This is a genomic window from Microbulbifer maximicatervae (SeqCode), from assembly GCF_052467225.1.
Genome location: NZ_CP174303.1, coordinates 3,624,719 through 3,639,382 on the forward strand (window position 1 = coordinate 3,624,719; position 14,664 = coordinate 3,639,382).

The window sequence follows — 14,664 nt, forward strand, 5'->3', positions numbered from 1 at the left end:
TAAACGACCTTACATCCAGTCTGGGTCAGTAATAGAATTAACGGCATCAATAAAATCCTCCATCCCCAAATTTTTTTCATCATTTAGCCGAACAACTATATCAGTGAAATAACTAGTTGTATCACGCAAGATTATTCTTTGCGAGCTAGTCATTCGACATGCGGTCTTGGTGGCAGACGAATTTTGCGCCAGATTTTCATCATAGTAACGCTTGATATTTGGAATGTTGGGTTTATAGCAAAGCCAGTCTTGTGCTTTTTTTTCTTCAGTAACAGTTGGAGCAGTTCCTTTGTATGTACTTGACGTCCAATTCTGAAAATACCATGTGTATTGACTATTAGGCGTCATGCCTAGCGATACAGGGGTGATTAAATCACGATTAACTGAATCTGCAGTCAAAAAGATATTGTTTAGCCTTAAGTCATGGAAAAACTGGCGATAGTAGGACTGCTTATTAGTCAACACATTCTTAAACTTGGAGGGAGAAAATGTCGATTTTGATAGAGATTTTGTCTCAATCCATTCTTCGCCGCCATCTTCCGACTCGACAATAACATCAACTCGACGCTTATAGGGATCACCGAAACGCTGACCTTTTACCAAATAATATGCAGCTCGCTCTTGCTCAACACCTAAAACCTTAGGGCCATTACCTAGTTGATTCATAGCATGGTAAAAAGCTACTTGCGACAATTGAAATAGTGCGCCGTTATACTCGTTTCGACTATTCGAGAAGGCTGCCGCAATCAGGCTGAGCAATTTCTTTTCATCCCCTACTTTCAACCGCTTTTCATTGTATTCTTCTGCAAGGTACGCAATGGAGAAGAGTACAAACCACCGATTGATACGCCAATTCTTACTATTGCGGACAAATGAAGGAATTTTCTGTCCACCTATTGCTGCAAAGTAACGTGACAATGTACCGGAACTAAGTACAATTTTTCTTAAGTTCGGAAACTGCTTCAGAGTCTTCCACATTCGAGTAATTTTAATTGCCTTATTGGCAGGAAATTTCGAGCTAAACTTTTTAACTCGAGCAATTATTTTCTGACCAATAGCCTGCCGTGGAGACAGCTTCTGAGCATGAGCACTAGCAACCAGCCAGCTTAACGGGTTTTCTGCTACCTCAAACTGCTGTGCAGGTTGTGAATGCAAAACTAGCTCGTCGATTCCACCTTCAAGTATTACCGTATCAGCAATCACCTCCACCCAAACCCATAAGTCATCTTCACTTTCAATAGCGTCCATCATGAAGGTAAAGACTTCGGGATCTTCATAAAGCTCAATAGCAATTAAAATAAATGGCAACAGATCTGATAGTTTCTCGGTCTTACCACTCAACCCAGACTTCACCGCCGTGCCTATCGCACCAGCAAAGTGTTTTGCTCCCGGGAAGCGATTCATACCATCCACAACTTTTTTCAAAGGTGTAAGCAAAGGCTTCAAGGGCTTGGCAATTGGTATAATCGTAGCAGCACCTAATGAAGCAAACGCCAAGGCTGTTGGGTCAAAGTTTTCCCAATCCTGATTGTACAAATAGACTAGTTGCTCACCGATCACCATAAAGTCTTCATAGGGGATCAAGTAACCAACCGTACTCTTTACGCCATCCCAAACGCCTTCCCAGCTCCAGGCATGGGCAGCAGGTATAATGGAACTTAATGGTAAGTTAACCGCGGCAACCGGCTGCTGGGGAGATACCGTGAACAAATACTTCAGGGCTATATCTTCATAACCGGCTTTGGTTAACAGGGCGGCATAGTTGCGCTGAGTATCCATGATCAGCGCTACACGCATGCTCTTCAGCTGGCTATTGGCAACTGCATTGCCTAAGTTACCTAAGCTCTTCACACCCAACGTTTCAGAAGCGGCTTGTAAGATGACTTCGGTGCTGCCATCTGCAAACGTGATCAGCGGCTGGCTGCCAAAGTCATAAACGCGGAAGCCGCGCATAACAGCATCCAACCCGCCGATGGAAATTTGACCAGACGCATTAATGATGCTGCCGACTAAAGTGTGGTTATATACCGTACCATCCACATATAGTTGTAATTCCTGGCCGGTGACTTTAGCTGCTACGCTGTGCCACATCGACGGCACTGCAGTCGCTTCAATAATTTCTGTACCAGAGGTAGTGGTTACACTTAAGACAAACTTGTTAGCGCTGTAAGCCAGCTTTAATGCGCCACCAGCATAATTGACGATATTACCACTGCCTTGTGGTTTGATATCCAGGCGGAAGCCTCGATCCTCCTTAAAATCCAACTGACTGTTAGTCGCAATGGTTAACCTGCTGGAAGATTTAAATTGTGCACTTCGCCCTGCGCCCAGAGGATGATCATAGACAATAGCGATATCTTCGATTTGGCCGGGATTTAATCCGTGATCATCACTAAATTGACTGTCCACAGTACCGGAATCTATCTGATTCATTTGCAGAGAAAGCAAAGGCTCTAGGTTTGGATCGGCCATATCGCCAATAGTGACGGTGTCGCCCACCTTGCCGTTTACGCTGACTGTAGCTTCGGTTTGATAGTATGCGGTTGTCACCACACCGTAAGCATCGAAGTCAATAACGTCCGCGCTGGCCTCATCTGCGACCAGCATAGTATCTTGGGCGTTAATCGATTGTTCAGTTAAACTATCAACCCTATACGCTTGACTGGTTATAGCCACATATCCAACTTGTGCGACCCATTTATCATCCAGTTCATTCAAACCGGCGGTGAACGTCGTGCGGACCTGACCATTAATGTCGGTAACCAATTCTTGCTCGGCAAATAACCCCTTGCCAGCAGATAAGCTCACTGGCACACCAGCAGCAGAAGAGCCGTCTGGCTTGGTAACGGTTGCTGTAATACCAATGGTTTCCTGCTTGGCCAACACCGATTTATCAGGGGTAAATGTAATCGACAACGGATCAATGGCCAGGTTTGTTGTCTCTGTGATGCCGTCGGCTTGCACCGTAATAGTGGTCTCGGCCTTGGAGAACTCTCCACCGGCAAACACTACATAAGCATGCCCATCTTCAGTAGATAGATTCTGCTCTTTGACTACTAAGCTATCGGCAAAACTCAAGCTGAGATCAGTACCATCTTCCACCAGATTCTTAGCAGCCGTACCGTCACGGACATAGATATCCAGTCGTACTTCACCCTGATCCAATGCCACAACACTATCAGCAGACTTTATGATTTCTATAGATGCCGGTTTGCCTGCAAGCACTTCCACAGTTTTCCAGGTGGCGTCCGCAGTTGAAGTGCTCGTTGCCCCATCACGTAACGCAACTGAAACGAAACCTTTTGCTCCTTTAACTGCCGGTAGCGTTAAAGTGTTATCAAATAAACCAAATTCATTACTGGGTTGAATCCCCTGTGCAAAGCTACCATCGCCGACAACATTCCAAAACATACGGGATTCCGTTTTGGCCTCCTCACTACGGTAGGCATAACCTAAAATACCGGCTTTTAAATCAACAGTTGGATCATCTGCCGTTACGTAGTACGTATCATCAGTTTGGTTGTTATAGCCAATGGTGGCAGGCTCAACATAAATATATTCGAAAGCATACTCCCAAAGCACATTAGCCGAATCATTATTAGAGTAAAGCCGAATACTTAAGAAGTCCTCCGGGTCGAGAGCAGCAAAATGCTCAAGATTAGTAAACACAATATTGGCATTACTATCGAGAGTCGCCTCGATTTCCTCCTCACCAAAGGCAAATACCAATTGCTGGCCAGCGCCCAAAAATGGCATCGCTTGAAACTGTTGCTCTACCATGCTGTAGGCAAGTTCCACGATATCATCACCATTAGCAATCGTGGGACTTTCCTCAGGGAGAATATCAATCGCATCGTTGGTTTCTTCATCAGCGATGCGATAAATATTTTCCATTTCCAGGTCGTATAAACTGAACTGCATCTCCGGGCGATAGAACCACTGATAAATAGGTTCCTGCTCGTAGAGTGTACTGTTATCAACATTTTCATCGCGCTTTAATTTGCGGTATTCGTTGTACTGGCGAATAGTGGAATCTTCATCCAAAAGGGGCACAAGGAAAGGCACATAATGTTTGGGCCGGTACATTAATGGCCCCTCTTCTGCAGCACCAGTAGTACTAAAGTCAGGGTTTTCGTTCTCCGGTTCACCATTAATCTGAACATAAAAATGTTCAGAGGAGGCGTAGTCTCCTTTTAGGCGCACAGTTTGCAAGTGGTGGCCGGGTTTAATGGGGAACTGGGCCAACTGGCCGCCGTCGGTTGATACTGTTTTGTTGCCAGTAATTTTTGCTAATCGGCCTGTGTAGCCATACTCACCCAACTCTTCGGGTAACGGTGAGCCATCGTGATCAAACCACTCGGTCGTTATCGTGATAATAGTATCGCTGGTGGTGGCGGCGCCTTCGTAGCCAATAAGGTATTCATTCTCATCACCCTTTGTCAGGCCTGCATCAACGGTGTATTGCCGCTCTGCTTTCACCTTAAGGTTCGGGGGACGCATCACCAGATCGTCAATATCTATAGAAATTAGCCCCGGAATACTGTAGTCCATAAAGGACGTTTCTACTTGTCCGATATAGCCTGTTTTACGGTTGATCGCGATAATGGAAAGAGGCTCTTCCGGGCGCAGATGGTCTGCATTGCGCTCGTGAAGTTTCGGGTTCATATCTGCTCGGCTCTGGAAGTCACTAAAGCTTAGCGACGTTGGCAATGACCCATTTCTAGTTTTCGGGCCACGCACCAGCATTTGATAGAAAATTTTTCCCTCATCTGTATCTACGCCGTCATTACTTCGAACTGTAAACTCCTGATTGCGAAGTCCACGCCGGTGGGTGATGAGCATGCCATTAGACTTACGGAAAACATAAAGATCGGTATCTTTATAATCTTCCTCGGAAATAGTTTGCAGCAGTCCCTGGTGATTATAGTCTGGCTCTCGATCAGCCAATCGTACAAAATCGGGCTGACTTGCATCCTCAGTCACGGGCAGATCCGGGCTATTACTGCCAGAACTTAAATAAACCCCCTGCAAAGAACCTTCCTCATCGCGAACAAAGCGTTCTTCAGTGGTATAACCACCCGAACCATCAGGCACTTGTACCTCTTCAATGTTACCGAGGACACTGCGATCAGGTTCATCATCGCCATCAAAGTCATAATTTTTCTGGGCGATTTTTTTCAACTCCGGCTCTTCAAATTGATAGGTTGTATTACTATCAATAGGTATTGGGGCTCCTTCTGAATGGAAAGTACTTGAGGACGGATTAGCAAGATAGCCCTGCCCTGCCAGCATCGCAGTATCCACTAAGAAATTAACTCTCGTATTTACATCGAATGAATTAAATGCGGTATATCCATTACAAAAATCATAGGTTGTTAACACCATATGAAAATTGTTATGACGAGCATTACGAGGATTAAACTGTCGGTAACGCATCTTTGCGTATACAGGCACGGTATATTCGAAGAAAAATCCCGGACACGGTACTAGGAAAAAGATAGCCTTATAAAATCCATCCTCACTAGTTACTCCATATCCGTGAATATTTCCCGCGGGAACTTCAATAGTGACATTTGGAATACCGTTGTAGACTTCATCATTCTTCAGGAACTTTGACCAGTAGAGACCGACTCCATCTTCGTCACCTTTAAAATAGCCTGACTTAAACCCGATGGTGCCCTCGGCCTGATCCAGTACATGACCTTCTTTACTAATAAGCAGTGAGTTTATATCTTCTCGTACATCTTGAGGGTCAGTTAAATCGATCGGTGCTTCAAATAATATTGGGCTGATATTTTCTATCAGGAGTTGATCTTGATGGCGAACCAAAACCGACAAGGTAGATTCCTGTAGCTGAGGCACATTAGTGAGGGGCTTTCCATCACGCGTCGTAAACTGCATAGTTCGATACGCATCACGGCTAAGTACATAAGCTCCGCGCGCGATAGTATCTCCAAAATCTTCATCCACCTGATTAAAGTTTTTAAGAATATCTCTATAGCGATATCCAGACATCAGGTTTGCATCGAGATATGCACCAGAAGCCTCGGCAATCTCTCGCGCTTCCTCACCTAACTCATCAAACTCTACATAAGTAGGAAGACCATTTTCGGTAAGGATCACTGAACGAGCCATCACATGACCCGAGCGGAAGCGGACAATATCCATTCCATAATTTGCCCAAAAAGGAGCGGGGCCGAGTCCTGGTAGGTAGGCGTTGGCGCTTGGCGTACACACCAGGCCAAACACGAAGGTTAACAGAGCAAAATACCATTTGCTTTTCGCTTTTTTTATTCCAAGCATGCGGTCACTTCCTGCAAACACTGCTCATTTACTCCTGTTAACTCTTGCTTCTCTGGATGCCGATACTCACCCTCCCCTGAAGATCAACTCTCGCTTTAGGGGCAAGCAAATACCAACCGGGGTATTTTATTGGGTAAAAACCATTCAAATCATTGGTACGCTGAATGAGTCTTTTTTAGTTTTCTAGCAAATAAACGCTGACAAGCACTTCATAGATGCCGGGCTGACCAGAGTCACTGGCGATGAAGTCGTAATCAATTTTTCAAAATCTACCCCCTGCAAGACATTATTTCCTGCAAGGGGTAAACGTGAAGTCCGCGAGTCGGTCACTGTCCAGACTCCTGCGATACCGCACCATCTTGTGAGTCATCTGTCTGCAACAAAGTGGCCAAAACGGTGTAGCTAATTTCACCATCTGCATATTGTTGCAATTTCTCTTGCGCTGAGTCAGGTACCAATACATAGGCCAGGTAATCAAGCACAGGAACTTCGATCGGTGAGAGGCTTTCGATGGTTTTATTATTGATTTTACCAACACCGACTGGAATCATCATGTCTTGTCCCGGATCTTTCGCCATTAACAGCACCAGCTTTCCATCATCTGGCAAATAGTCGTAACTGCCATTGAGCGAGGGTGCTTTCATACTAAGCTCCAGAGTACCGTTTGTGGTTATTCCCTGGGGTTGTAGACCATAGGCCCAGTTAGATTGCAGGCCGCTGATGGCTGGCAGGGTCAGATCCTGTGCACGTAACATATTGACATGCACACCACCCTCATCAGCACCACTTGGGAATCTGAGAGCAGTGTTAGCTAAGTCGAGGGTCAGCTCTCCGTTAGCCAATACCGCAGTGCTACCACTCACTAGGTTCTGAAATGGCATCGATTTGTTGAGGGCGGCAAGTTTAATCACCCCTGCACTGTTTAGCTCACCATTGGCAACATTGACCTGCCTGCTAATTTCACCAAAACGACGGTCCGCTAGATTAGGGTTAATACTCAATCGATAGAGCCCGCCCTTTATGGCATTAGTAGCGTTGTCCCCGTAGCCAAAGCTGAAAGCCCCCTCACTGTCAGTAACAGTATCGCGGTTTAACTCATCGATACGGACCTTTACATTTTCAACCGGTTGGCTAAATTGATCGAAAACTACGCCCTCAATCATGGTGGGCAGAGGCCTGATCTGGAACTGGAACTGGTTGATCTTTTCCTCTTCGTCCTGTCCGTAAATATCTACACCGCGGTACTTTACTTCTACCTGTACTTGACCGTCATAAGCGAAGTCACGCTCGGGGTAAAACGCATAGATATTATCGCCAGGAAGCTGGGATAGCCCACCAGGTACGATTGACTGTTGGCGATGGACCTCCTGAAGAACAGATCCTTTGGCCATAAGGAAATTAGTCCCCAAAGGATCATTATTGACATAGGTTTTCCCGTGAGCCGTTTCTGTCACGGTTAGTGTCATTTTTTCAGGGTTAAAACCTTTATTGAAATAGAGAATAACAGGTTCGTTAGGCTCTATACCGGTAGCCAAATTAACCGGCTCTGTGCGTAACAGCTCGAGCGGTGCGGTATAACGGTTTTCAACTACAAAGCCCCGGTTGGCAAAGCTCATAGATTCAAGCTCTTCAAATCCAGAAGAAACAAAGAGCTGTAAAACATAGTTTGCAGAATCTGCGGGTATTTCAATTTCACCAGTGACCACGCCATTATCGTGCAGGGTCATATAAGTCACATCATTCCAGATTATAGTGACTACGGGCTCTGTAATTTCATCCTCATCCATTTCCGAAACTTTGCGCACACGACCGAACACATAGGGATTATCGGGAAGATTTTTTACACGCGCCAGAATCTGCAGATCATAGTGTGTATCATCTACTAAAAACTCACTATTGATACGAGGAGCGATTATATCAATCTCTGTATCACGCATAGGCTTTAAAAGATAGTTTTTAACCGAGGTATTGCCTGCCTGATCAAATGCCTTGACTTCGATGGGTGTTAAATCACCCTGACTTTGTGTGGAAAGGTCTATTATCGCCTGGAAGATAAATTGATTTTCCTGTTCACCAGGATAAACATCTACTACCTGACCGTTAACAGTTAGTGTTGAGAAGTTGGTATCAGTTACCAAACCTGCCAATTCGAAAGGATTATCAAAAACCCTCCAATAACCGTCTTCCGTCAAACTGGTTTCAATGACCGGCGGCTGGTCATCAAAATAATAGGTGTTAGATTCGGTCAAGCTTTGTCCATTTAAGGACTGTGCTTCAATCACTACATCTACAGAAGGCTGACCGGAGAAATCGATTAGATTGCTGAAATTAACATAGGTCGAGCCTTCATAGATGGACACAGGCTGCCCATTGATACTTACATTGGTCAGAGGGTAGTCAGCACTGACCGCACCGGCGACCATAAAAGAGTCGCTGCTAACCGTCGCACCTGGGGTGGGGGTCAGAGACTCCAGCACTGGTGGATTGAGCACACCGTCTTTTTCATATTGCAATGTAAAAGCAAGTTCAGATTGTTCACCCCCGGCACTGGCCACGAAGCTAAACTTATTATCACCCTCTACCAGACTTACATCGGTAAGGGCAAAACTGTAACGTCCCTGTGCTTCCTCTATCAGACCGATCGATTGGCCGTTGACCAGCAAAGAGGTCTCCGCCAGGCTCAGTACGGTAGTCAGTTCCCCTATCAGGTTCACCTGATCAACATTGACGATCTGCCCATTGATATGGCTTGAGACTGAAATAACCGGGCGATTGATATTCGCTCGCTGCACGACAAGCACCGTATAATCCGTGTTATCAACGATGTCCGTTGCACTCACCTTCACTCGGTTTTCGTCGAACTCGATGGGTACACTAGCGCTAAAGCTTCCATCCTGATCAACAAAAACACTGAAGCTCTGCCCTGGATGACGGTCAGTAGAAACCACCATTGATTGCACACCTTGAGCATCACTTACTGTGCCAGTGACAGTAATTAAATCCTCCGTAGTCACCAACGGATTATCTCCATTGATTACAATAGAAGGAGATTGATCATCCCATAATAATTCAAGGGTGACTGCAGCCTGCTGTTGAATACTTCCACTGACAGCGCTACCAATAATTTGCCAGGCACTAGTCGCTGTCGGCCGAGGCAGCGTAACGGTAAAATTCTGTCCGTCTACATCGGCGACTATTTCCTGGGTATCTAGCACAGCCTTAATCGTCACACTGCCCAGGGCGTTTTCGAAGCTGCCCTCAACTACAATCGAGGGATCTGCATTTGGCCCACTGAGTGTTTGGTATTGCCCTTCACCCACCTCTGACATATTTGCTAATGCCATTACCAAGGCATTGGGCATAGCAACAGTTTCACGTGCAGAGCTTGGTCCATGCTCTGTGACCGATGCGGAGTCAATGGGGTTGGTAAAGACTAGGCGGGTCTGGATTGCGTAATCATAAGAACTACCCAATTGCACTGCATCATCAAAATACGTTTTATCTGTGGTAACCGCTAACTCGCTTAACTCCCCGCCAGTGAGTCCACGTAAAACCACAAATTCTCCGTTGTGGGGGGAGCTCCAGGTCAAACGCACACCGGAGGGCTCCTGAACAGCACTAAAAGAATCCACTGCAGTGCTGTTATAGGCAATAAATGTCGTACTCATATCCGACTGCGCACTAGCAATACCCGTATCAGTTTGGTTGATCGCTATATATTCATAGGCTTTGCCATTCTGCACAGAGGAATCTGTATACTCTGTGGCTGTGGCAGGTAAGCTAGTAAGTGTTGTAAAACTGCCGGTACCGTACTCCCGACGCAGCAGTTCTATAGTTGCGACATTGCTGGTGACGACATCTACTGCTGTCCAGTCGATAACAATAGCCTCATCGGCTACCTGGGTATTCAGGTCTGTGAGCTTCTCCAATTCAGTACGATTAGGATCACTGGGATAGGCATCTAGCGCATCAATTATGCCGTCTTCATCGGAGTCAAGGCCGAGCAAGTTAGTAATTGGTTGCATCGGACCATCGTCGAACTCGTAGGAGAAACTCAATATCGGGTTAGCGTGCTCAGAGAGTACTTCAATTTCAAATTGATATTCACCAGGTGTCCAATACCTGCCCTCGCCATACGTGTATATCGTATTTTGATTTAGATTGGCGTAATTAAAAAACTCTTCACTGACATTATTTTTTGTCACGGTCATGCGCATGGCAACGTGGCGTAATTGGGTAATTATCAGATAGGAACCCGCCTTGCTGATTTGAAAAGTACCGCTGTAAGTAATCCCGTAATTAGCACTGTCAATATCAGGAGCCGGAGATAAATCCAGGCTGTTCATCTTGCCAACATCCAGCGGTATCAACGTAGTAAAGTCGGGGAATGGGCTGAAGCTGCCTTCATAGTATTTATAATCCACCACACCACTTTGGGGTTCTGGTGTGGTATCGGTGGTGGTGACATTGACTATTTCAGTATTACTGAAAATTTGGTAAGAGTTGCCAGAGCTTCCGTCCGTTAGGGTTTGCACATTAAATACTTGGTAATCAATACTGGCATTGGCGGCAGCATCCGTATCAAGGTAAGTACTTTCAGTGCTGGCTACCGTGGCAATAGTGTTATAAGTCCCACCATCAATCGAGCGAGCAATAATAAACTGACTATCAGAATCAATATTGGCCGCACTCCAAGTTAAACTCGCACCGGTTTGATCGCTTGTACCTGTGAGGTTGCTGATGCTTGGAAAATTTGCCGGAATATCAACCGCAATGGCCACTCCCTCAGCTGCACGAGTGCCGTCGGCCATCACTGACTCGATAAAATAGCTATAGGTATTGCCCGGTGTGGCTGAGGTATCGGTATAGCCCGGAGTCCCACGATCCACATTTTGCAACCAGTTGTAGTTTATAAAGCCGTTGACAGGAATACCGCTGAAAATATTGTAGGTGGCGACTAAGGTGTCGTTAGCAGGAACTACTTCCCATAACAATTCGACAGAACCATCGCTGAGCTTAGCACTCAGGTTCGCCACTGACTCCAATTCCGAGCGCGATGGATCGTTGGGATATACATCGGCATTATCGCCCACATTGTCATTATCTGAGTCTGTGGTTTCATTAGGGTCATTAGGGAAATCATCATCTACATCCGGCACCCCGTCATTGTCAGAATCAAGGTCTGGATCTGGATCTGGATCTGGATCAGATGACTCTTTAAATAGCAAATCTGCCAGGGGTTTAGTGCCCGAGGGAGTGATCACCTGAATATCAATAGAGGGGGTCCCAGTGATTTTATGAAAATCTATACTAAAAGGATAAGTTCCGGAACCAATTGATATAACTTTACTCGTATGAACTTCGGTCCCACCTGATTGTGTATACTTAAAATCTAAATTATTACCAGCCCAAACTTCTTCATCTGTAGCACCCTCGTAAGTTGTCACAATCTGGTAATTACCAGCCTCAGTGAGGGAAAGGTGTCCCTGATAGCGAATGCCGAACTCGTCGGCAGTAGCACCTGGTGGAACTTCAATAGTGGTAAGATCACCACTAGCATTAGGAGTTAAATTACTTAAATTTGGTAGATATGGGGGGGTCGATATATATTCAAAGTACTGATACTTAACACCGGGAAACTCATCTTCATAAAAGGTGAGATCATCCAATGACGCCTCGCTGTGCCCACCATTAATAGTGGAGTAAACCAACTTGATATCACCATTACCCACATTATCTAAGAATTCAATAGTGAGATCTAAGTTAGCTGGATACCTTGTATAAGCATCGGAATAAATAGCGTGTAATGTATTTACATCTGTGTCCTCAACAACTACAGAGTGACCATAGTTCAATAGAGAAACCCGAGCCTTTCCCCTCACTCCAATCTGAAAGTAATAGGCATCAGATGTATCAACTATCACCTCTGTTTTGAAATGGTAAGCATAGCCCTGTGTCACTTCTCTCGATGACAGCGATAAACCACTAAGTGTCCCCGCTTTTTTTGGAACCAATGTGGATAAGTCAGGAATGTCAGTGAAGCTTCCTTCATGGTATTCGTACCTATATTTTGCTGCCTCAGCATCAACTGCTAGAGCCGAGGCAAACACACAACAAAGTAACCCCAGCAACATTCCTATTTGTCTATTACGACGCATGAACGTATCCACAAAAACACCCTAAAGAAAAATAATCCGGGCCACAGCCGACCAGGTTGTTATATCCGTTATTGATTTTGTTCGCCGGCCGATGGTTGATATTGAATCTCCATCTCTGCCATGGCTTCCTCGGCCGCTTTTTTAATAGCCTTGCGAAGTTGTACGGGGGCTAATTGTTTTCTTATTTCACTTCTAACCTGCGCGAGGGGCTTAGGTTTGCTTGTAACCACTTCAGTGACCCTCACGACTGCAGGGGCTTTGCGCATAAAAAAGACTTTGGATACATCCCCCTCAGAAAGTGGGTTGATCACGCGCTCAAACTCCGCTGCCATAGTGCCCTGTACAAAGGCACCCGCCGAATAGGCTACCGGGAGTTTCTTCGCCTCCAATAGCTTGGCAAAAGCCTGCCAATCCTGGGTTTCTACTTCACTGTTTGCGGCGAGTGTGAGCTGGGCCATAATGCGGGTACGCTCGGCACTGCTGATATTGCCTTTGGCTCTCAGAATTTCGTAACGCTTTTGGACCTTAGCACCATATTGATCCTGGTTATCCTGATAGTAGGCTTCCACCATTGCCTCGGTGACAGGCTCGGGAGTAATGTTTTCTTCCAGATATTTCTTCGCCAGCAGTTCATCCCGGTAAGCTGCCACTTGATGATCCAAGGTGACTAACTCTTGTTCGCTGAGTTCTCTTTCTTTAGCAAGCCCGAGAGCTTTGGACATCACCAGACTTTCAAGTATTTTTTCACGTGCCTTTTCGTCTATTTGAAATAGCCCGGCACTGCCGGTGGTACGTTCAACCGCTAAATCCAGATCAAGCTCAGTAATAGAGTGACCTTCCACACTGACCAAAACATCAGGATTTGCGGTGATGGAATTTTCCACTTTGGCTTTTTCTTCTTCACCGCCACATCCTGCCAGCAAGCCCAACGAAAGCGCTGAGGCAATTACCGTTTTATTCATTACACTTCTACTCATTTCTGCGCAACAGGGACAGCTTTTAGCAGTCGCTCTATTTCAGCGTCTTTGGCGTTTTTGCGCAGCTGGTAGCGAATATCACCTTTAACCTTGTTAAAATGGCTTTTAATGACAGCCGGACCTTCATCTAGCCGAACCAGGTGGTAACCAAATTGTGTCATCACCGGCTCACTGGTCTGCCCCGCTTTTAAAACCTCAAAGGCTTGTTTTGCAAACTCAGGGCCAATAGCGCCCTCAGAAATCCAGCCCAGGCTCCCCGCCCGCTTCTTAGAAATTGCATCTTCGGAGTATTTTTCCACCAGAGACTCAAAGCTCTCTCCACTCTCCAATTCACTGTGAATTTGGTGGGCAAGTGTGTACTTAGCCTGGCGTTCCTGCTCTGTAGCCTGCCCTTTTACGCGGACCAGAATATGAGATACTTTTACTTTTTTACTCTCATATTTTTCAGCATTGGCCGTGTAGTAATTACCCACTGCCTCTTCACTGACCTGCTCGTTGAGGTACTCCTCAAAATACCTACCCATTAATAGATCTTTGCGAGACTCATTCAGCTCTGCATTTACCTTTTGCATATTCAGGTTGTTTTTTCCTGCCGCCGCATGCTGCTCAATGGCCTGTGCCAATGCTTCGCGACGTAAAAACTCTTCCTTGTGACGCTCCACGACATCTGTGCGGTTCTTATCTACTCTTTTTAAGGTCAGGTAATCATCAAATTGCTGTTGAGTAATTTTTTTATCTCCTACAGTCGCAATTACGACTTCAGAGTCACCTTGACCACAGCTTGCAGTTGCTATAACCAATGCAAACAATGCACATTTTTTAAGCGTCATACCCCAGACATGTCTATTCATTCTCATACTCCATACTCTATCTACTAAGCCACCGCACGACTTAACAAACAGTCACGCTAGCCAATTTTTTTTAATTACGTTTTTTTCACGTATAAAAACGGATGGCAGAAACTTCATTTTGGCGGGCAGTGTAAAGTCATAGCGTGAATAATCAACACGCAATACATAATTGCTGATTTAATGCACTTATTGTTTTTAAAAACACCTATTACCCCGCAGTACTTGGGACTATTTTACAAATCTATTGCCCTATAGTTACTGTAACGTCCATATATATCCGTATCGTCTCCACGTGCCAGATCCAGTTGATTTTTAATCCCCTCTTCCTTGAGGGCTAAATCATATTGAGAGCTCAATTATTAAAATTGTTCTGCC

4 protein-coding genes are annotated in these 14,664 nt (G+C 45.4%); all 4 read right to left on the reverse strand.

What is annotated here, in order from left to right; genetic code table 11:
* Positions 1–9: 9 nt before the first annotated feature.
* The 4 genes from ACJJIZ_RS15850 to ACJJIZ_RS15865 all read right to left on the reverse strand — a co-directional run bounded on the left by ACJJIZ_RS15850 (position 10) and on the right by ACJJIZ_RS15865 (position 14,289).
* Positions 10–6,324: a hypothetical protein gene (locus ACJJIZ_RS15850; protein WP_444914063.1), complete on the reverse strand. Its 6,315-nt coding sequence runs from the start codon at positions 6,322–6,324 to the stop codon at positions 10–12.
* A gap of 305 nt (positions 6,325–6,629) precedes the next feature.
* Positions 6,630–12,461: a hypothetical protein gene (locus ACJJIZ_RS15855; RefSeq protein WP_444914064.1), complete on the reverse strand. Its 5,832-nt coding sequence runs from the start codon at positions 12,459–12,461 to the stop codon at positions 6,630–6,632.
* 68 nt (positions 12,462–12,529) lie between these two features.
* Positions 12,530–13,423 (reverse strand): peptidylprolyl isomerase, encoded by an 894-nt coding sequence (locus tag ACJJIZ_RS15860; RefSeq protein WP_444914065.1) that lies wholly within the window; start codon positions 13,421–13,423, stop codon positions 12,530–12,532.
* A gap of 11 nt (positions 13,424–13,434) precedes the next feature.
* Positions 13,435–14,289, reverse strand: a complete 855-nt coding sequence (locus ACJJIZ_RS15865) for a peptidylprolyl isomerase (protein ID WP_444914066.1) — start codon at positions 14,287–14,289, stop codon at positions 13,435–13,437.
* Positions 14,290–14,664: the final 375 nt, after the last annotated feature.

Bases quoted from the DNA above. Each gene is read 5' to 3' on its own strand.
- ACJJIZ_RS15855 (WP_444914064.1), bottom strand. From the start codon at position 12,461: ATGCGTCGTAATAGACAAATAGGAATGTTGCTGGGGTTACTTTGTTGT.
- ACJJIZ_RS15860 (WP_444914065.1), bottom strand. From the start codon at position 13,423: ATGAATAAAACGGTAATTGCCTCAGCGCTTTCGTTGGGCTTGCTGGCA.
- ACJJIZ_RS15865 (WP_444914066.1), bottom strand. From the start codon at position 14,289: ATGAATAGACATGTCTGGGGTATGACGCTTAAAAAATGTGCATTGTTT.